The sequence below is a fragment of the Pseudoalteromonas sp. RWi3 genome (assembly GCF_054960735.1).
In genome coordinates, this window is the sequence record NZ_JBHNYL010000002.1 from 78413 (window position 1) to 99587 (window position 21175).

19 protein-coding genes are annotated in these 21175 nt (G+C 40.0%); 8 read left to right on the plus strand and 11 right to left on the minus strand.

Going from position 1 to position 21175, the window contains the following annotated elements; all coding sequences use genetic code 11:
• The first annotated feature begins 8 nt into the window (after positions 1-8).
• The 5 genes from ACFI4Z_RS03950 (at position 9) to ACFI4Z_RS03970 (ending at position 8369) form a co-directional block, all read left to right on the plus strand.
• Positions 9-1445, plus strand: coding sequence for a sodium:solute symporter family protein (locus ACFI4Z_RS03950; RefSeq protein ID WP_462669418.1), 1437 nt, complete (start codon positions 9-11; stop codon positions 1443-1445).
• The gene (locus ACFI4Z_RS03955) at positions 1442-2410 is read left to right on the plus strand and encodes a PfkB family carbohydrate kinase (protein ID WP_462669419.1); all 969 of its coding nucleotides are present in this window, start codon (positions 1442-1444) and stop codon (positions 2408-2410) included. The genes ACFI4Z_RS03950 and ACFI4Z_RS03955 overlap by 4 nt, the downstream gene beginning before the upstream one ends.
• Positions 2411-4822 carry a family 20 glycosylhydrolase gene (locus ACFI4Z_RS03960; RefSeq protein ID WP_462669420.1) on the plus strand — a complete coding sequence of 804 codons (2412 nt, stop codon included), beginning with the start codon at positions 2411-2413 and terminating at the stop codon, positions 4820-4822.
• A 1-nt stretch (position 4823) separates the two neighbouring features.
• Positions 4824-5741: an SMP-30/gluconolactonase/LRE family protein gene (locus tag ACFI4Z_RS03965; protein WP_462669421.1), complete on the plus strand. Its 918-nt coding sequence runs from the start codon at positions 4824-4826 to the stop codon at positions 5739-5741.
• Between the two features lie 192 nt (positions 5742-5933).
• Complete coding sequence (locus ACFI4Z_RS03970) at positions 5934-8369, plus strand: PAS domain-containing hybrid sensor histidine kinase/response regulator (protein ID WP_462669422.1); 2436 nt, start codon at positions 5934-5936, stop codon at positions 8367-8369.
• Positions 8370-8380: 11 nt separating this feature from the next.
• Here ACFI4Z_RS03970 and ACFI4Z_RS03975 read toward each other — a convergent pair whose 3' ends face one another.
• From ACFI4Z_RS03975 to hisG, 11 genes are all read right to left on the minus strand, one after another.
• Positions 8381-8563 carry a DUF1289 domain-containing protein gene (locus tag ACFI4Z_RS03975; protein WP_462669423.1) on the minus strand — a complete coding sequence of 61 codons (183 nt, stop codon included), beginning with the start codon at positions 8561-8563 and terminating at the stop codon, positions 8381-8383.
• Between the two features lie 56 nt (positions 8564-8619).
• Positions 8620-9132 (minus strand): hypothetical protein, encoded by a 513-nt coding sequence (locus ACFI4Z_RS03980; protein ID WP_462669424.1) that lies wholly within the window; start codon positions 9130-9132, stop codon positions 8620-8622.
• A gap of 128 nt (positions 9133-9260) precedes the next feature.
• A complete protein-coding gene (locus ACFI4Z_RS03985) occupies positions 9261-9998 on the minus strand; it encodes a DUF4097 family beta strand repeat-containing protein (RefSeq protein ID WP_462669425.1) in 738 nt (245 codons plus the stop codon).
• Between the two features lie 310 nt (positions 9999-10308).
• Positions 10309-10923, minus strand: a complete 615-nt coding sequence (hisIE, locus tag ACFI4Z_RS03990) for a bifunctional phosphoribosyl-AMP cyclohydrolase/phosphoribosyl-ATP diphosphatase HisIE (RefSeq protein ID WP_462669426.1) — start codon at positions 10921-10923, stop codon at positions 10309-10311.
• Complete coding sequence (hisF, locus tag ACFI4Z_RS03995; protein WP_462669427.1) at positions 10914-11693, minus strand: imidazole glycerol phosphate synthase subunit HisF; 780 nt, start codon at positions 11691-11693, stop codon at positions 10914-10916. Before hisF ends, hisIE begins: the two co-directional genes overlap by 10 nt.
• Entirely contained in the window at positions 11675-12409 is a 735-nt protein-coding gene (locus tag ACFI4Z_RS04000; protein WP_462669428.1) for a 1-(5-phosphoribosyl)-5-[(5-phosphoribosylamino)methylideneamino] imidazole-4-carboxamide isomerase, read from the minus strand. Before ACFI4Z_RS04000 ends, hisF begins: the two co-directional genes overlap by 19 nt.
• 34 nt (positions 12410-12443) lie before the next feature.
• Positions 12444-13034: an imidazole glycerol phosphate synthase subunit HisH gene (gene hisH, locus ACFI4Z_RS04005; RefSeq protein ID WP_462669429.1), complete on the minus strand. Its 591-nt coding sequence runs from the start codon at positions 13032-13034 to the stop codon at positions 12444-12446.
• Positions 13031-14092 carry a bifunctional histidinol-phosphatase/imidazoleglycerol-phosphate dehydratase HisB gene (hisB, locus tag ACFI4Z_RS04010; RefSeq protein ID WP_462669430.1) on the minus strand — a complete coding sequence of 354 codons (1062 nt, stop codon included), beginning with the start codon at positions 14090-14092 and terminating at the stop codon, positions 13031-13033. Before hisB ends, hisH begins: the two co-directional genes overlap by 4 nt.
• Positions 14089-15174, minus strand: coding sequence for a histidinol-phosphate transaminase (gene hisC / locus ACFI4Z_RS04015; protein WP_462669431.1), 1086 nt, complete (start codon positions 15172-15174; stop codon positions 14089-14091). The genes hisB and hisC overlap by 4 nt, the downstream gene beginning before the upstream one ends.
• The gene (gene hisD / locus ACFI4Z_RS04020; RefSeq protein WP_462669432.1) at positions 15171-16478 is read right to left on the minus strand and encodes a histidinol dehydrogenase; all 1308 of its coding nucleotides are present in this window, start codon (positions 16476-16478) and stop codon (positions 15171-15173) included. The genes hisC and hisD overlap by 4 nt, the downstream gene beginning before the upstream one ends.
• 4 nt (positions 16479-16482) lie before the next feature.
• Complete coding sequence (gene hisG, locus ACFI4Z_RS04025; protein WP_058559343.1) at positions 16483-17382, minus strand: ATP phosphoribosyltransferase; 900 nt, start codon at positions 17380-17382, stop codon at positions 16483-16485.
• Positions 17383-17756: 374 nt separating this feature from the next.
• Between hisG and ACFI4Z_RS04030 the strand changes: the two genes are divergently transcribed.
• From ACFI4Z_RS04030 to ACFI4Z_RS04040, 3 genes are all read left to right on the plus strand, one after another.
• Positions 17757-17984 carry a hypothetical protein gene (locus ACFI4Z_RS04030; protein WP_462669433.1) on the plus strand — a complete coding sequence of 76 codons (228 nt, stop codon included), beginning with the start codon at positions 17757-17759 and terminating at the stop codon, positions 17982-17984.
• 81 nt (positions 17985-18065) lie between these two features.
• Positions 18066-19040 (plus strand): sensor domain-containing diguanylate cyclase, encoded by a 975-nt coding sequence (locus tag ACFI4Z_RS04035; protein WP_462669434.1) that lies wholly within the window; start codon positions 18066-18068, stop codon positions 19038-19040.
• Between the two features lie 299 nt (positions 19041-19339).
• Positions 19340-21166, plus strand: coding sequence for an ATP-dependent DNA helicase (locus tag ACFI4Z_RS04040; RefSeq protein ID WP_462669435.1), 1827 nt, complete (start codon positions 19340-19342; stop codon positions 21164-21166).
• The last annotated feature ends 9 nt before the right edge of the window (positions 21167-21175 follow it).

Consider the following 21175-nt stretch of genomic DNA (forward strand, 5'->3'; position numbering starts at 1 on the left):
GAGAACGTATGTTTGCTAGTCAATCCTATTATCTGCTGGCTTTTTTTACATACTTACTGGTTATGATTTTAATTAGTTGGTTGGTATCGCGAAAGCAAAAGAATGCGAGTGATTATTTATTGGCCGGACGTAAAGTGCCCCTTTTTCTTACACTCGGTACGACCGTGGCCACTATGGTAGGCACTGGCTCCTCGATGGGGGCTGTAGGTTTTGCCTATGAAAATGGTTGGGCTGGCGCTTTATATGGTGTTGGCGGTGCTGTGGGTATTTTGCTGCTAGCGTGGTTGTTCGCACCTGCTCGAGAGCAAGTATTCTCAACGATGAGTGAAGAGCTGGCAAGTTACGTGGGTAACCATAAGTGGGTCAAACAAATTTTAGCGGTTGTTATCTATGCTGCAAGCATAGGTTGGCTTGGCGCTCACCTTATAGGTGGTGGTATGTATTTATCTTGGCTAACAGAGCTGAGTATTACGCAAGCCAAATTATTAATAGGAGCTGGACTTGCAGTTTTTATTATATTAGGTGGTTACTCAGCGGTTGTATGGACAGATTCTTTACAAGCTATCATATTATTTATTGGTTTTGTGTTGATGGCCTATTTTTCACTTGAAAATGTTGGCGGGTTAAGTACCTTAAACAACAGTGAACTAGTTGCTAAACAAGGTGTTTTTTCTTATAAAAATGTCGGCTTACTGCATGCTATATCAATGTTTTTAGCTGTGTTAGTTGGCGTCTTGGCTACGCCATCTTTTCGTCAGCGAATATATGCTGCTGATAGTGTTAAAACGATTCGCCGCTCATTCATTCTATCGGGTATTCTATATTTATTTTTTGCACTGCTACCTGCTTTAATAGGTACAAGTGCCTATCTAATGAATGGTGCGTTAGACAGTGCCGCCTATGCTTTTCCTTATATAGCATTGCATGTTTTGCCTGTTTACTTAGGCGGATTTATTTTGTTAGCCGGCATTTCAGCCACCTTATCCAGTGCCAGCTCAGATGCAATAGCAGGAGTCAGTGTATTAATCAGTGATATATTCAGCAAGGCTCACAGCGATGTGCATAGTGAGGCTAAACAGTTGCTGTTTTCTCGTCTAGCTATGTTAGGGACAATCATTATTGCTCTGTTACTGGCTCTTTGGTCTGACGATATTGTCAGTTATATCACCAAAATGATTTCTATATTAATGAGTGGCCTCTGTGTGATGGGAATTTTAGGACGATTTTGGCCTGATTACACTTGGCAAGGTGCTATAGCAACTTTATTGGGAGGCCCTCTAGCGGGAGTGCTGGTGGGGATAAATCATCAGTGGGCGCTATTTTTTGGTAATCCGATCATCCCATCATGTCTTACTGCTTTGTTACTAGGCATCACAATAAGTTTTTTTACTAAAAAGCGGGAAGCTGTTTATTCACAGTGTCAAGAAAACGAGCGGTTACAATGAATTACGCACATTTAACAAATATAAAAAGTATCGTTTTTTTTGGTGAGTGCATGGTGGAGAATCGTGCAAATGGCGATACTGGCTTTGCGGGTGACACTTTTAATACTGCTTGGTATTTGGCCCAATTGATTAAACCTGATTCTATTTTAGCTATTTATTATGCAACAGCTATTGGTGATGACCTTGCAAGTCTTGAGTTGAGTAATTTACTAAAATATTCAGGTATAAAAACAAAATTTATAACGACGCGAAAAGGTATGAGTTTGGGGCAATACTGGGTCAAACTTGATAATCGTGGTGAACGCCATTTTGATTTCGACCGATGTAATAGCCCCGTTAAACAATACATTAAGCAACATCCGGCTTTGTTGGAGGCACTAAGAGAAAATGCGTTTGATGCAATTTACCTTTCGGGGATAAGCCTAGCGGTTTTATGTGATGCACAAAGAGAACTGTTAATTCAAACACTTATACAATTTAAACAACGCGGTGGAATAATTATTTTCGATAATAATTACCGTTCTGCGTTATGGACCGCCTTTGAGGCTAAAGGCTGGTTTAAAAAGATAATGGCCCTAGCAGAGTTTGTTTTTTTAACCGATGAAGATGAATACAGCGTGTATGGAACTACAAATGTAGATGAGATTATACAGTATCATTTTAGTCAATCTAACCACCCCGAGACTTTAGTTATCCGATGTGGAAGTGACCCATGTATTGTTGCAAATAAAGGGTCTAACATTTTATTACGAATCACACCAAAGGTTATTGCTAGTAGCAAAATTACCGACACAACAGCAGCAGGTGATGCTTTTGCGGCGGGGTTTTTAGCCGCTAGTCTAAACGCTAACGATTATGAAGAGTCGGTTAAGTTTGCCCATCGCCTTGCTGGTATGGTGATTCAATACCATGGTGCACTTATTCCTAAAAACGTGCTCATAGATTTTACTGATGAGGAAAGTTAAATGCGTTGCAGCAAGTTTATATTTATTTTATTTAGTTTACTATTTTCAAGTCTGACTTTTAGCTCGGTTCATCCTCGTTCAGAATTGCCCCTTATGCCCATGCCTAAACACATTATTCAACATGGCGCTGAGCTCAGTCTCGGTTCAACTTTATCTGTGTATATCGAGGGGATGAGTCAACAGCGAGAAGAATTTCAGTTACAGCGTTTGCAATTACATTTATCAAGAATAAACCAAAGTAGTATAAAAATATTACAGGGCAGTAAAGAACGTGCTGATATAAAAATTAATATACATCAGCCTGAGCTGGCCTTACTTGTACCTCAGTTCAGTGAAGATGAAAGTTATACTCTGTTAATTAATAACAGCGACGTGAATATACAGGCAATGACGGTATTTGGTGCTCAACATGCACTGACTACATTAATACAGCTTGCTAATACCGGCGAAGCTCGCAGAGAAAAAAAAGGGATCTCTTTGCCAACACTCAGTATCGATGATGATCCACGTTTTGCTTGGCGTGGTTTATTAATAGACAGCGTACGACATTTTTTATCACTGCAAACAATTAAACGTCAGCTAGATGGTATGGCGGCGGCAAAGCTTAACGTATTTCACTGGCATTTGACGGACGATCAAGGCTGGCGAGTTGAAAGTAAAAAATATCCACGTTTGACAGCAACAACATCAGATGGAAACTACTATAGCCAACAAGAGATTAAAGAAGTCGTTGAATATGCCAGCTTGCTTGGGATAAGAGTACTCCCTGAAATTGGTATGCCAGGTCACGCCAGTGCAATAGCACTCGCTTACCCTAAATTAATGACCAAAGATAAGCTCTATGAAATGGAGCGGCACTGGGGAGTTTTTAAACCTTTACTCGATATTGCAAATCCAGAAGTGTATGAGTTTATCGATACGCTGATTGGTGAAATGGTGACTTTATTTCCTGAGCGCTTTTTTCATATCGGTGGCGATGAAGTTGACCCTGAACACTGGCTTGAGGACTCAAAAATTACCAACTTGATGCAACAATACAAGTTGCAATCTGGGGCTGATTTGCAAAGCTATTTTAATAGTAAAGTTCAGCCCATCATCGCTAAACATCAACGAGTAATGGTAGGTTGGGACGAAATATTTCACCCTCAACTACCCAGCAACATTGTGGTGCAATCCTGGCGAGGGCAAGATTCTTTAAACACTATTGCTAAAGCTGGCTATCAAGGTTTGTTGTCAACGGGATTTTATATTGATCAACCACAATATACAGATTATCACTATCGCAATGATCCTATTTTACTCCCCCCAAAAATCGATTTAACACAACCTAAAAGAATCGCAAAACAGTTCGTTATAGAACGATTAAAAGGCAAAGCTATTCAAGGGGAGCTGCTGTTATTAGGATCGCAACTGTTGATTAAATTAAATAATAATCACCATCAACTGGCTGTGAAGACAACCCAGTTATCTCCTACTCAACATTTATCAGCTCAATTAGATAGTTGGATGGGACCACTAACTTTCGAATTTAACTTTATTAAAAATACAGGTTTTGTATTGATTGGTAATAGCCGATACCCGATAACTATTAAAGACGTGTTATCACCAGCACCTGTTACTTTTACAGAACCATTGTCAAAATCACAGGAAACCTCAATTTTAGGGGCTGAGGCCACTATTTGGAGTGAAATGGTAACGCAAGATAATATTGATTTACGAATATGGCCGAGGCTATTTGCCATTGCTGAGCGTCTTTGGTCGCAAGCGCAAGTAAAAAATCCACAATCGATGTATGAGCGGTTAGAAAAAGTTAACATTTTTTCTAAGAAGGTTATTAACCTATCACATGCGAAGCAGCAGCGGTCAGGGTTCAAAGCGCTAATAAACAGCAAGCTCACAGAGAAGGAGCAAAGAAAGACGTTAAATTTACTAAACACCATGTCGCAACTACTGGAGCCTAGTCATTATTATACTCGCCATCATATTAAATTTTTAAATGACAAATACCATCAAAATGCACCACTTGATTCTTATGTTGATTTTTTAGCAGTTGAAAGTAAGCAAATACGCTATTTAAAACAACAGGTAAACGCATTTAAGGCGGGTAATAAAAAAGCAGCTGAAAACATATATAGACAACTTTTATCATGGGAGCAGGCATTAGCTCTTGAGCATGGTTTACTGAGTAAAAGCAAGCGATTGAAACCTCTACAACCTGTTTTTGACAAGTTAACGCTGTTTTTAACACACTCTAAAACTGTTCTTGAGGCGTGCAAAAGCAGTAAGGCGGACAAAAACATAGGGGATAAGCTGCTGGCATTACAGTCTTTGACAGATGAACTTGTGTTAGCCGGAATTTACCCAGTTCGAGATTTATATTTACACTGCGTTTCTTCGCAGGATAAGGAATAAAATGAAAGCGATAATTCTATCAAGTTTTCTACTTAGTTGTGCCGCCAATGTAATGGTCGGCGAGGCGAAACAATCTGAGATTATACATGTGTCAGAGGACTATATTAGTGACGGTATATTCACACAGGGTATTGAAGGTCCTGCCGTTGATAAAAATGGTGTGTTATATGCCGTTAATTATAAACAACAAGGCACCATAGGCAAAGTTGTTGGCAAGCATAAGATTGATACCTTACTGACGTTAAAAAATGATTCAATCGGTAACGGTATTCGATTTGACGGCATGGGTAATATGTATATTGCTGATTATGTAAATCACAATATTTTAAAAGTGCCGGTATCAGCTCTTAAAAATGGGGGGGATGTGTCTGACTCAGTGCAGGTATTTGCCCATGAAAACAAGATGAATCAACCGAATGATATTGCAATTATGGATAATGGTATTTTATTTGCCAGCGATCCAAATTGGGCAAATGGCACAGGCAATCTGTGGAGAATTGATCGTGATGGGTCTGTTACTCTACTAGAGTCCGGTATGGGTACAACCAACGGCATTGAGGTTAGTCCTGATAACAAAACATTATATGTAAATGAAAGTGTGCAGCGAAATGTCTGGCGTTATGATTTAGATGAACTTGGCAATGTATCTCACAAACAGTTGCTAATAAATTTTCCTGACTTTGGTATGGATGGTATGCGCTCAGATAATCAAGGAAACCTCTATATTGCTCGTTATGGTGCTGGTCACATTGTTGTTGTGTCACCTGTGGGTAAGGTAATTAAAACAATAAAACTTAAAGGGAGTTTTCCGACGAATGTAGCGTTTGGCGGCGAAAATGGCAGGGTTTTGTTTATTACCATGCAAAAACGGGGCGCCATAGAGGCCGTTTCTTTAGAAGCAGCAGGTCGTAATTTTTAAAGCGCTGTTGAACCAAGATTAAATTACGAAACTTAAATCATCAGCGAAGTAAAAATGATACTTTGAAGTATAGCCTATGAATGACATTGTATACTTAGTTGTTCGATAACTAGACGCGTTCAGAAAATTGATTATAATTTGATTTACACTATCGGTTTATAAAGTAATCATAATTCGTAAGTCAGGATGGTAATGTCTAATAGAAATCAGTGTGATTTAGAAAAAGAAAACCTTCACTTGAGAGAGCAATTAGCAAAAGTTTCATTTGAAAGAGACAAATATAAAAAGCTATTTGAGTTCTCAGGTGATGCTTTATCAATCATCGATTTAAGCTCAGGGAAATTTATTCAATGCAATGATTCAGCAATCAAGATGCATGGCGTTGTGAGTAAAAATAACTTCTTAAATTTATCCCCATCAGACATCTCACCACCTTTACAACCATGTGGTCAATCATCAGAAGAATTAGCTAATAAGTACGTCGAAAAAGCCCGTACTGACGGGCCTCAGTTGTTTCAATGGACGCATTCTAAAATTGATGGTACTGAGTTTCCTTGCCTAGTCTCTTTAAGTGCAGTGCAAATACAAGATAAGCATTTAATACTGGCGATTGGAAGAGATATCACTGATTTAAAGGAAGTTAAAAAGCAATTAGAAACTGCAAACACTAATATAAAACATTACAAAGCGGCGTATCAAAAAGAAAAAATAAAATTTGAGAGCTTTGTAAACTTAGCCCCTGTTGGGATTGCAGTTAATTCTTTGAAGGATGGTGCCTTTCATTATGTGAATGATGAATTTAGTCATATTACGGGTTATACAGTTGATGAAATTAATGCGATTGATTATTGGCAAATCACGCCAAACAAATACAAGGAGCAAGAAGAAAAGCAGCTGCAATCTTTAGTAAAGACAGGGCGGTATGGTCCTTATGAAAAGGAGTATATTACTAAAAGCGGTGTGACATTTCCGGTACGTCTCTCTGGTATTAAAGTAACAGATGACAATGGTGATGATTTTATCTGGTCAGTGGTGCAAGATACATCGGAGCAAAAAAATACAGAGCTACAATTAATAAATGCAATTGAAAAAGCAGATTTATTGGCATTAAGAATTCAATTGGCCAATACATCTGCTCAAATTGGTGTTTGGGAGTGGGATCTCATTACTCGTAAGCTCTTCTGGGATGAGCTAATGCTCACACTCTACGGGTTGAAAAAAGAGCAGTTCTCAGAGTCTTATAATGATTGGGCTCAAGCTGTTCACCCTGATGACTTTGAGCTTGCGAATGCGCAGTTAAAAGATTCAATTGAAAATGACGCTCTCTACGAACCAGAGTTTAGGGTTGTTCACCCTGATGGAAAAGTAAGAACTTTAAAAGCAAGTGCGCGAGTCATACGCGATAAACGGGGCACGCCATTAAAAGTAATTGGTGTGAGTTATGATGTTACCGATAAAATAAAAGCAATAGAAACGTCTGAAAATGCAAGAGTCGCAGCTGAGCTCGCCTCTAAAATTAAAAGTGACTTTCTTTCGAACATGAGCCATGAAATACGTACACCAATGAACGCAATACTTGGTGGACTGCAACTATTAGATAATGCTGAGTTATCTTCAGACTTACGAAAAATATTAGTCAATGCCACTTCATCTGCCAAAAGCCTGATTACTATAATCAATGACATTCTGGATTATTCAAAAGTAGAGTCAAATAAAATTGAATTAGAAAAAGCTGTATTGTCTATTGTGGATATTCTAAATTCAGTAAAATATGATCTAGATACATTGATAAGTAATCAACAAATCGATTTTAAAATAGAGGTAAGCAAAAACTTCCATGATAACTGGCTAGGTGATCAGGTTCGAATAAAGCAAATTATCCTTAATTTAGCATCTAATGCGGTCAAGTTTACTAACCGAGGCTGTGTAAAAATATCCGCTGATTGTATAGAACATAAAAGCCAACAAACAATTCTGATTAAAGTACAAGATTCTGGTATAGGAATGACTAAAGAGGCTCAAGGGCGTATTTTTGAACGCTTTACACAAGCAGACACATCAACAACACGAAAATATGGGGGAACTGGGCTAGGCATGTCCATAACTGTTAGTTTGGTCAAGTTAATGGGCGGAGAAATTGCAATAAATAGCATTAAAGATCGAGGGACTACAATAGACGTTTTTTTGCCATTAGAGAAAACACATACTACACCAAAAAAAGTTAAAGCTCAGTCACTCACTCCACCAGACTTAAAAGGTAAACGTATATTAATTGCAGAAGACAATAAGATAAATCAAATGCTAATTAAAACGATGTTGCAGGAAACAGAGTCAAGTTTAGTCATTGTCGAAAATGGCATGTTGGCAATAGAGACATTTAAAGAGCAGCCATTTGATTTGGTGTTGATGGATATACATATGCCGGTAATGGATGGTGTTGAAGCGCTAAAATCAATAAAAGCTCTAAACAACTCAATCCCCATTATCGCTTTAACTGCCAATGTAATGGTTGAAGACGTTCGGCAGTATCTTGAACTAGGTTTTGATGCGCATGTGCCTAAACCTATTGAATTATCAAGGTTGTATGGGACTCTATCAGACTACGAATATCAAGGCGAGAAAAGATAGATATAAACTAATTATTTATGGTGCTGTTCCCTCGGTGTTTGTAAAATTTTTGCTTTTTCATCATTAGATAAAATGATCCAATCAAATATTTCGTCATTGGAGCGACCACACCCAGTGCAGTGGCCTTTTAATCGGTGGCACTGGCCAATACAGTCAGTCTTGAATTTTGTTGTGACAGGTTTTATATTTTTCATATTAATTTATTTGTTTTGAAAGCCAGAATATTTGGCTTTCAATGACAATTGAATCATTAATTAGCTGCAACCGGTTTACCTATTTCTAAAGAAGTAGACCAAGGTTTAGAGCGAGATAAAGTTTTACCCGTATGGATTGAAATTACCGGTTTCGTTTCATCAAGCACAAAGGTTGTGCGAAGTGAATCTGCGGACTCTTTTTGTTGTTGATACCAGTTTTTGGCCGATAAGCACTGACGGGTAAAATCAACAGCTTTTCGATGAAGTGCAACGGCTTCACTTTGCTCACTGTACTCACCTTGGCATCGGTATGTCATTGTATCTTTATCAAGGGCTGTGATTTGGCATTCATCACCCACTAAATTATATTTCGCACTCCAAGTTTCCATGTATTTTGTGTTAACACGTGAACGCTTTAAGCCTTCAAAACGATTATCATAGGCTGACAATAAACCGCTAATTTTTTCGCATGGTGTAAGGCTGTCAATTTGAGCTTGTTGCTCAGTAGTTAAGCTTGTGCAACCAGATAAAACAATGGCGGTAAATACTGCAGACAAAGACTTTCTCATAGTGCGCTATCCTTTTGTAATAGCCGTTCCTAAATAATTAGCTAAAGGATACCTAAGGGCTTGGAAAAATGCTATTAACAGACAGAAATAAAATAGCCAAGCCCAAGATAATTTTACTAAAAATGATGTTAAAGCTTAGTGTTATCAACGTTTTTAACTTTTACGCGTCCAGAGCCATCGGCAATAAGTTTAAAGCTTTGCGCTTGATTAACATAAATCCCACCTGAGCCATCGGTGATTGTCACTGAGCCTGCTGTCTGTTCGACATCAATATTGCCAGAGCCATCATGAATTAAAACATCAGCGTTACTATTTGCCAAGTCTATGCTGCCAGAGCCATCATGTATTTCAACATTGCCGTTTACATTTTTTGCATCAATAGAGCCTGAACCATCTTCAATTTTTAGCGGGCCAGAAATCATGTTGACCACTATTTTCCCAGAGCCATCGTAAATTCTTGTATCGGCTGTATTTTCTATTTCAATTGCGCCAGAGCCATCGTTAATGTTTAGCTTAAATGTTCTAGGAATAGAAACTGTTAGATCAATACGTGTAGGTTTTTCGTCATAGTTATCACAGCTATTTGCGATTAGTTCGGCATTTTTTGACCGTTGTTTCAGTGACAAGCAATAATTATCGTGTGGCTTTTCTTGGTATATTTCAGCCTTTACTGTAACCGAGTTTGTGTCACTGCCTACTATGTTTAAAAAGCCAGAGCCTGCTTCAACATTCAAGGCAGATAGCGACTTTCCATCTAGCGTAAGTTGCTTGGTTTCTTGCAATGTTAATTCGTTGCTCCATGCTAACGCTTGAGTTGATAGCAAAATTGCACTTAGCAGTGTGAGGTGTTTGAATGTGTTAGTCATTATTATTCCCTTTCAATTGTGTGGTGTTTTTAATTTAGTCGCACAAAGTGATAAAAAGGTTTAAATGCAGTGGCTATTTTTTAATTTCCTATTATGTGTGCGCATCCAAAGCGCTTAGCCTATTTGTAAGTAATTGACTTAAATATAGTTTGCACAAAAATAGGAGGATGAGGAATAAATGAGGGTAGGGCAAAAATGTATTTTAAAACAGCGTCTCTTAGCCCTTTATGAATAAATAATTTACTTAAAGATCTTTCAAACAAGGCACTGAGCAAAGAGCTCAGCGCCTAATAAGCAAGTACAGGCAAACTTATTTATGACGGCCTTGTAGGCACGCAACCACGTCTTTTAGCTCAAGGCCTTGGCGCTGTAGTAACACGATTAAGTGATATAACAAATCGGCAGATTCATTAGTCAGCTCATCGTTATCGTGCTTCATCGCGGCAAGAGCGACTTCAACCCCTTCTTCACCGACTTTTTGGCAGCTGCGGCTTAAATCTTTAGCAAAAAGTGATGCGGTGTAGCTTTTTTCTGGGTCATCGTTTTTACGTTCAACAATCACTTGCTCCAGCTGGCCTAAAAAGCTCAGGCTTGGTTTTGCAGCATCACCAAAGCAGCTTTGCGTACCTAAGTGACAGGTTGGGCCCAGTGGGTTTGCAAGTACCAAGATTGAATCGTAATCGCAATCTGTATGCACCGATACAACCTCTAAGTAATTTTCAGAGGTTTCGCCTTTGGTCCATAAACGGCTTTTTGAGCGAGAATAAAATGTCACTTTTTGTTTTTCAAAAGTGACTTCAAGGGATTCTTGATTCATAAAGCCTTGCATTAAAATAACCCCAGTACGGGCATCTTGTACAATGGCGGGGATCAGTTCGCTTTTAGCAAAATCGACTTCAGTTAGGTTTTGTTTGGTTAGTTGCATAGTCGTGCCGCCACTTGGTTATCTGTTAGGTATTGTTTTAATTCGCCAATGTTTATCACGTTTTTGTGAAAAACACTCGCTGCGAGTGCGCCATCAACTTGGCTTTGTTTAAATACATCAACAAAATCTTGCATGGTGCCAGCACCACCTGAAGCAATCAGGGGAATATCACACAAAGCGCGCATTTTAGATAACTGTTGATTATCGTAGCCGTTACGTACACCGTCTTGGTTCATGCAGTTGAGTACGATTTCACCCGCACCTAAGTCTTGTACGCGTTTTACCCATTCCTCGGTTTTGTAGCGTGTACGGCTTGATGCATTAGGATCGCCCGTGAGCTGATACACTAAATATTCGCCAGTCACTTCATCGTAAAAACTATCAATCCCGACAACCACACACTGCTTTCCAAATTCATCGTGTAATTCTTTAATAAGTTCAGGGCGCGCGATAGCAGGGCTGTTGATACTGATTTTATCGGCGCCGCGTTCAAGTACACGCGCTGCATCAGTGACAGATTTAATACCACCAGCTACACAAAATGGAATATCAATATGACGAGCAATGCTTTCAACCCAATTTACATCGAGTAGGCGTTTTTCAACACTTGCGCTAATTTCATAAAAGACCAGTTCGTCTGCGCCTGCTTCACTGTAGGCTTGAGCAAGGGTGAGAATATCGCCGACAATTTCGTGACCTTTAAACTTAACACCTTTAACGACTTGGCCATCTTTTACATCTAAACAGGGGATTATGCGTTTTGATAACATGTCAACGCCTCCTCAACATTAAATGCACCATCAAGCAGTGATTTACCTAAAATAACACCGCCCACACCCAACTCTTTTAGCTTTTTAATATCATCAAGCGAGCTTACGCCGCCCGATGCTTGTACTTTTATATCGCTATTGTGGTTAGCTAAATCTTGGTACAGTGCAAATGAAGGGCCGGTCATGGTGCCGTCTTTACTGATGTCCGTGCATAGGAAGTCAATCACACCCAATGCCACATAAAAATCGATGAGTTCAAATAAACCAAATTCTGATTCACTTAACCAGCCGTGAGTCGCAGGTGCCCAGCCGCTGTCAGTTTTATTGACATCAAGGGCAATCACAAAATGTTTAGCACCAAATTTTTCAATCCAGCTTTTCACTTCATCGCGTTTTTCAACCGCCATTGAACCTATGACAACTTGGTTGGCTCCAGCGTTTAGCCAATCGCTGACGTCTTGCTCAGTACGAATACCGCCGCCCACTTGATAGGGTACGTTCAGTGCTTTGGTCGCGGCCTGAATATGTTGCCATTGCTTTTTACTTGGATCGCGTGCACCTTCTAAGTCGACAAGGTGTAATTTACCTGCGCCGCTTTGTGCATATTCTTGTAATCGTGCGCCAAGCTCAAACGGGTAAAATTGTGCTGTGTCGTATTTACCTTGATATAAACGCACGATCTGATTTTGTAATACATCTAATGCTGGAATAATCACGTTAAATTCTCTTTTAATTTTGTTTGCTAGCAGCCTATAGCTGCCAGTCTAAAAAGTTTTGTAATAACCGCGTGCCGACTTTTGCGCTACGCTCTGGGTGAAATTGCATCCCCGCGTAATTGTCGTTAGCAACAATCGCAGAGAAGGGTTGCCCGTATTCGCCGCTAACCAGTGTTGATTCGTTAACTGTGTGGGCAAAACTATGCACAAAATACACTTGGTCGTTTACATCAAGGCCTTTAGTTAAGGCATGCTCGCGATTAAGCGTTAAGTTGTTCCAGCCCATATGCGGTGATGTTAAGTTACCGACATCAAGCGCTTTTACTTGGCCAGGGATTTTCCCCAAACACTCAACATTACCTTCTTCTGTGCTGTCGCATAAAAGCTGCATGCCTAAACAAATGCCCATCAGCGGGCGTTGGTATTCATTAATCGCTTGTTGCCAACCACCTTCAACTAAGCGCTTCATAGCGACAGCGGCGTGGCCAACACCCGGTAAAATAGCGCGTTCAAAGTTTTTAAGTTGCTCAGGGGAGGTGATCACTTCTGGCGTTTCGCCAAGGCGTTCAAAGGCAAAGCGAACTGAGTTTATATTGGCACACCCAGTATTAATGATGGCAATCATAAACACCCCTTAGAGCTGGCTGTTTGTTGGCTTGCATCAGCGGCAATTGCCATACGTAATGCGCGTGAGAATGCTTTGAATAAGCCTTCAACTTGGTGATGGCAGTTACCGTCGCTAACCGATAAGATTAAACTCACGGCTGCATTATCACTTAAACTTTTAAAGAAGTGCTCAACCATTTGTACGTCTAAATCACCGGCTTTTTCACGGCTAAAGTTGGCATTTAATACAAATGAGGCACGCCCAGATAGGTCAATTTGTGCTTCTGCTTTGCATTCATCCATCGGCAGCGCAAAACCATAACGGGCAATTTGCGATTTAGTGCCTAGCGCTTCTTTTAATGCAAGGCCCAGCGCAATACCAATGTCTTCAACTAAGTGATGCTCATCAATATGTAAATCACCCTTGGCTTGCACGTCCAAACCTATGTTTGCGTGAGTGCGAATTTGATCCAGCATGTGATCAAAAAAGCCAAGGCCTGTGCTTATCTCACCATTTTTACCTTGGTCTAAATTGAGTTTTACATCAATTTGCGTTTCTTTGGTATTGCGGGTAACACGACCTTTACGGTCGGCTGTAGTGAGCTTAGTGACAATAGCGTTCCAATCGCCGTCATACAAAATACCTTCACAGCATAAGTTTTGCGCCAAGCCAATATCTGTTTGGCGGTCGCCAATCACAAAAGAGCGAGCTAAATCTACGTTACCCGAGCGCATAAGTTCGGTGAGTAGCCCCGTTTTAGGTTTGCGGCAATCGCAGTTTTGCTCATCAAAGTGAGGGCAAATTAACACATCGTCAAACTTAATCCCTTGGCTTGATAAAATATCCATCATTTTATCTTGAGCTATATCAAAATCAGCTGTTGGGAAGCTGTCTGTGCCTAAGCCATCTTGGTTTGATACCATCACTAAGCGATAACCCGCGCCTTGCAGTTGCAACAGGGCAGGGATCACATTAGGTAAAAATTCTAGTTTTTCAAGGCTATCGACTTGTTTGTCAGTAACGGGCTCTGAAATGATAGTGCCGTCACGGTCGATAAATAAATAGGGGTTACTCATGATACTTCCTGCTCTTGTTGCGCGGTTGATTGGCTGAGGCCATCTAACCATACTTTTACTTGTTCTAATTCTTGCTCACTGCCGATAGATATACGCAGCCAATCGTTTTCACCATACAAGGTAAATGCGCGCATTACTAAGCCTTGCTCTAGGGCAATATTAAAGCTGTTTTTATTGGCAAGTTTTAGGGTAACAAAGTTCCCTTCACCGCTTAGCACATTTAATACTGCGGGTGAGGCTTGAAGCCACTGTTTAAGTTTTTCTTTTAAGGCGTTTAAAATACTCACTTGACGGCGCATTGAGGTAATTGCATCAGGGCTTAGGGCACTAGCTGCAATACTTGCGACGACTGTTGATACAGGATACGGCGCTATGACTTTACGTATTGGCGCAAGTACCGACTCTTGTGCAAGTGTAAAACCTGTACGCAGGCCAGCTAACGCAAATGCTTTAGATAGTGTACGAAGCAAAACAACATTTGAGTAATCGTTGACGAGTTTACTGGCGCTTTGCTCTGGGCAAAATTCAATGTAGGCTTCATCAACAATAACCAGCGCTTTATCTTTAAGGGCCGTTGCAATGGCTGTAATTTTATCAAGCGGCGTTAAGCTGCCTGTTGGGTTATTTGGGTTACAAATAAAGACTAATTTAGAGTCGCCAACAGCGCTTACAATGTCATCGACTGAACCCTCTAAAAGTAAAGCTTGGCTTAAGCCATTAATAGCAACATTATGAGTATCAGCGGTGACCTTATACATACCGTAAGTGGGTAAAAATAACGCGATGCTGTCTTTAGCTGGTTCACAGTATGTGCGTACTAGTAACTCAATGCCTTCATCTGCACCACGGGTCATTAATACTTGCTCGGTGCTAAGCTGCGCATACTCTGCGTAGCGGCTGATCACGCTTGCAGGTTGTGGATCAGGGTAGCGGTTTAAATCAACAATATTAATATCAATGTTTTTCACATACGGGCTTTCGTTAGCATTGAGCCAAGTGGAGCCTGTGAGTTTTTCACTTTTAGCTGAGCTGTACGCTGCTAATGCCTCAATATTGGCGGGTAATAACGTATTACTACTCATAGTTCATTCTCTTTATTAATAGCTTCTAAACGAACCTTCACTGCATTGGCATGGGCGTCGAGTCCTTCAGCATCAGCCAGTGGTAAAATTGCTTTTGATAAGTTTTTTAAACCATTTTGGGTAATGGTTTGCAGCGTATATGTACGAAAAAAGTCGAGCAAATTTAAGCTTGAATACGTTGCACTATAGCCGTAAGTGGGTAATACGTGATTAGTACCAGAGGCATAATCACCTGCAGACTCTGGGGTATAATCACCTACAAATACAGAGCCTGCATTTTTAACTTTAGCTAAATATGGGTTAGCATCGGCTAATTGTAAAATTAAGTGTTCTGGGCCATATTGCGCAGACACATCAAATGCTTGGTCAATTGAATCAACCAATATTAATGATGAGTTTGCCAGCGCTTTTGCTGCGATATCTTGACGCGATAGTTTAGCAAGTTGGCGCTCTATTGCTTGCTGTGTCCGCTCAATTGTTAATTCACTATTACTTAGCAGAATAACTTGAGAGTCAGCACCATGCTCAGCCTGTGATAATAAATCAGCGGCAATAAATTCAGGGTTTGCGCGTTCGTCCGCGATAACTAAAACCTCTGAAGGACCTGCTGGCATATCAATTGCCATTCCGGGTATTGTTTGAGCTACTAATTGCTTAGCCATAGTGACAAAACTATTGCCTGGGCCAAAAATTTTATTCACTTTTGGTACAGAGCCAGTGCCATAAGCCATTGCGGCAATTGCACCGGCGCCGCCACTTTCTACGATTGTATTGATTCCGCATAATTTAGCCGCATATAAAATTGCTGGATTTATTTGCGCATCGCCTTGCACCGGTGTTGCTAATACCACAGTATTTGCGCCACTTAATTGGGCTAATACACCTTGCATGATCACAGAAGAAGGTAATGGTGCACTGCCACCTGGTACATATATACCCACCGCTTCAATGGCTTGATATTTCAGCTCGCATAACACACCAGGTTGTGTGGTTAACTTTATATCTTTTGGCAATTGTGCTTGGTGAAAGCGTTTAACATTTGCATACGCTGTATCAATGGCATACTTAAGCTCAGGGCTAAGCTGTTGTACTGCATTATTTATTTCTTCAATAGGGACTAATAATCGTGGGGTTGGGCGATTATCAAATTCTTTTGCCATATCGAGTAAGGCCTCATCACCTTGCTCTTTTACATTTGCCATAATGGTTTGGCAAATTTCTTCTACTTTTGCACTCGCAGTTACAGCAGGGCGCATTAGCGCCGCTGCTTGTGCGTCTGCGGATACCTCATTCCAGCGCAGCATTGAGTTACTCCATCATTTTTTCAATTGGCATAACTAAGATAGAGTTTGCGCCTAGCGCTTTTAATTGCTCCATCGTTTCCCAAAATAATGTTTCGCTGCTAACCATGTGAAGTGCTACATATTCATCAGAACCTGCTAAAGCAAGAAGCGTTGGCTGGCCAGTGCCAGGGAGTAAGTCACAAATCTCATCAAGCTTATCTTTTGGTGCGTGTAGCATGATGTATTTGCTTTCTTTAGCTTGTTTAACACCGCGCAAGCGTGGCATCAGCTTTTCAATAAGGGCTAATTTGTCTGCATCTTGCAGGTCTTTATTTTGAATTAAACACGCGTTTGACTCTAAAATAGTATCGCCTTGCATTAAGCCATTTGCTTCAAGGGTTGCACCGGTTGATACTAGATCACAAATCGCATCAGCAAGGCCTGCACGTGGTGCTACTTCTACCGAACCCGTTAACATAACAGTGCTTGCGTTAATGCCTTCACGCTTTAAGTATTGCGTTAAGATTTCTGGATAAGTAGTGGCAATGCGTTTACCTTCAAACCAACTTTTATCTTGTGGACCTAGCTCTTGTGGCCATGCTAGGGCTAAACGGCAAAAACCAAAATCAAGTTTTGACAGTTTATTTACTTCACTTGGCACACCTTGGCGCTCACGCTCTGCTTGTACTTCAACAAGTACGTTTTCGCCTACGATACCTAAGTCACACACGCCGTCCATAACAAGGCCTGGGATATCGTCATCGCGCACACGTAGTACGTCAATTGGCATATTGGTAGAGTGTGCGATTAAGCGTTGCTCACGTAAATTAAGTTTAACACCTAATTGTTTTAGTAAGTCTTGGCAATCCTTTGAAAGGCGGCCACCTTTTTGAATGGCGATACGTAGACGGTTGCTGTTACTCATTATTCATTTTCCTTTAATTTAAAAACTAAAAACCCCGAGGGAACCTCAGGGCGAAAATGAATCTTTATATGTTGATTCGCCAGAGGTTCCTTTTAGGAATAACCTCTCAGCGAAAGACCTGACAGGTTATTCCGGTGAATGGTGGTGATGATGTACTGTTGTCAGGTTTAAGCGCATTTTATAAATCCTATAAACTTTCGTTTAATTTAAAATTATATTTTACAACTAATAAACAAAAGTTGTTAATCTGTTTAAGTAAATTACATATATAGAAAAACATATTTTGATAAACACTGGCAAGTCTTTTTTGAATTAATTAAAGAATAAGGTATAACAGCCGATACTAAATGTATTGATAGGAGGTACGTATGGATATGATGATCCCATTCCTTGGGAAGATATCTCGTTTAGATGTTGAGCACAAAGGTGCATTCTACATTGCCGGATTAAAGGACTCTAAAATATCGAAAATAGAGCTCGAAAAGCGAAAAAAAGCCGCCTATGAACGAAAAAAAATGTTAGAAAAAAATCAGCCTAAAGAGCAGAAAACTGCTGTGACAACGGATGAAGAGGGTCAAAAGCACCTCGATACCTGGGCTTGAACTTATCAAATAGCAGATAAAGCAAAAATTAGTCTGCTATGTTTATAAAGTACGTTTAAATAATCTAATAGTAGGTTTTATATGGAAAAGCCCAAGCTCCCAGAAAATGAAACAGTTAGATTAGCAATGCTAAGATCACTCAATCTTTTAGACACGCAACCAGAGGAAAGTTTTGACCGTGTAACACGACTTGCAAAGTACATATTTGATGTACCAATTGCACTAATTACGCTGATTGATGGACAAAGACAATGGTTCAAGTCATGCATTGGGCTTAACGTAAATGAAACACCTCGTGAAATTTCATTCTGCGCACATACAATCTTGGATGAAGGCTCACTTATTGTGAATGACACATTAAAAGATTCACGTTTTGCTGACAATCCGTTGGTTACAGGTCACCCTCATATTCGTTTTTATGCAGGCCATCCCATTACGCTTTCTGATGGTATTCGCATTGGTACGCTGTGTATTACAGATTCCCAGCCTCGGGAATTTTCAGCAAAAGATATACAAGCATTACAAGATCTAGCGCTTATTACGCAACGAGAATTATCAATAATGCGCATAGCAACCCGTGATGAGCTCACCGATATTCCAAACCGTAGAGGATTTAAATTACTCGCTGAACGTTACCTTGATTTATGTGTTCGTCAACAAACTAATGCAATTACCATATTTATTGATCTTGATTCGTTAAAATACATTAATGATCAATATGGACACCCTTGCGGTGATGAAGTGCTTCACACTTTTGCATCTATTATTGCCCAATCTTGTCGTAAATCGGATCTATATGGCCGCTTTGGTGGGGATGAATTTGTGATAATGTTAACTCACGTAACATATAAACAATGCCAATTATTAATTTCTAGAATCGAAGAAGCTTTTGCTACTGAGCCTACTTTGCAATCGTATACTGACATACTCGGATTTTCATACGGTATAGCGGAGTTTGACCCAACAGCTCCTGTTGAGCTTGAGCAATTATTAGAGACTGCTGACAGCAAAATGTATGTGTGTAAAATGGCAAAACGAAATGTAGTTAAAAAATGATTTAATAATCTGAATTTTATAGGTAAATGTCTAATCCTTTAACAAGCCCAAAGTTAATCTAATGCATTCAATCATCGTTTATTTGCGCTGTTCTATCTCCATATTTCAGATAAACCACACATACTTTTGAGGTTATTGCGTTACTTAAGTTGTATTCGCTTGCTCTGTACACATTGCTTTTGTAAAATCCGTCTATCATTTTTCGTCGAGCGGGCGTTATTATCAAACAGCTCTTTAGTGCAACGGGTCCTTTAGCTTTATCTTTAGAGGGGTACACACCTCGTCAACCCCAAATAGATATGGCTGTCGCAGTAAGCCAGGCATTAAAAAATCGTTCTCAATTAGTCGTTGAAGCGGGCACCGGTACAGGTAAAACGTATGCCTATTTAGCACCTGCATTAAAGTCTGAAGGTAAAACAATTATTTCGACGGGGACTAAGGCTTTACAAGAACAGCTCTACCATCGCGATTTACCCCAATTAGTTAAAGCCCTGAGTGCATCTAAAAAAACGGCCTTACTAAAGGGGCGTAGTAATTATCTGTGTTCTTATCGACTCAATCAGCATGTTGCTCACGTGCCTACAGATGACTCAGATGTCATGCATCAATTGGCAATGGTGGCCAAATTTGCAAGTGAGACTCATACAGGTGATTTAGCTGATTGTATTGGTATTGAAGAGGATGCTAAAGTTTTACCCTATGTTAGTTCAACAGCTGATAATTGCTTAGGCAAAGAATGCCCAGACTTCCAAGAGTGTTATATTCGTAAAGCCAGATTAAAGGCTATGGATGCCGATGTTGTGGTAGTTAATCACCATTTGTTTTTTGCAGATATGGCAGTTAAAGACACTGGGTTTGCAGAGCTTATTCCCACAGCAGATGCCTATATTTTTGATGAAGCACATCAATTAAGTGAGATTGCCAGTGATTACTTTGGCGAAAGTGTAAGTACAAAAAAATTAGTTGATCTAATCACTGATCTTCGTGCTATATACCGTTCAGACATCCCAGATATGCTGCAATTGGGTAAAACACTTAATAAATTAGAGACTAGCGTTGCTGATCTTCGATTGCAATTTGGTGTAGACGGTAGCCGAGGAGATTGGCGCCAAATGCTTGGCGACAAAGATGTATGTGCAGCACTTCATCGAGTTATTAGTGATTTAGATTTCCTATATCAAGTACTTAAACATTGTTTAGATCGAAGCGAAAAGATTGAGCATCCGTTTGAACGTACACTTGCATTTAAAGGCCAGCTAGAGCGAGTTTTTGATATAAGCCAAACGGGTTACAGCTACTGGTATGAAACAACACGCCGATATTTAACAGTGCACGTCACACCGCTTAACGTGTCAGTGAAATTCGCGCAAATGATGAAAGATACTGGTGCTGGTTTTGTGTTTACCTCGGCAACGTTATCTGTTGATAATGAGCTGGATCATTTTAATGCAAGCTTAGGGCTCAAACCTGAACAAAGTATGATGGTTGATAGTCCCTTTGATTATCAGAATCAAGCTTTATTGTGCTTACCGCGTTACTTGCCAGAAACTCATGCTGCGAATATGCCTCATGCAATTATTAAATTAACATTAGATTTGATAAAAGCAGCAAAAGGGCGATGCTTTGTGTTGTTCACCAGTTATAGAATGATGCATTTAGTTGCTGAGGGGTTGAGCACGCAAATTGATTACCCCATTTACATGCAAGGACAAATGTCTAAGCGAATAATTTTAGAAAAATTTACCCGACACGGCAATGCAGTGTTACTCGGTACTGCATCTTTTTGGGAAGGGGTAGATGTTAGAGGTAGTACGCTCAGTTGTGTTATTATTGATAAGCTTCCTTTTGCTGCACCTGATGACCCATTACTTCAAGCAAAAATGCAAGATGCTCAAATGCAAGGACACGACCCATTTGCCTATATTCAGCTACCACAAGCGGTTATTGCGCTTAAGCAAGGTGTGGGGAGATTAATACGCGATAATCGTGATAAAGGCGTTTTAGTAATATGTGATAACCGTTTAGTTACTCGTCAATACGGGCAAGTATTTTTAAAAAGTTTACCGCCAATGCGCAGGACCCGAAGCATTGAACAAGCGAGTGAATTTTTAGAACAGATAAATTAGAGATTATAA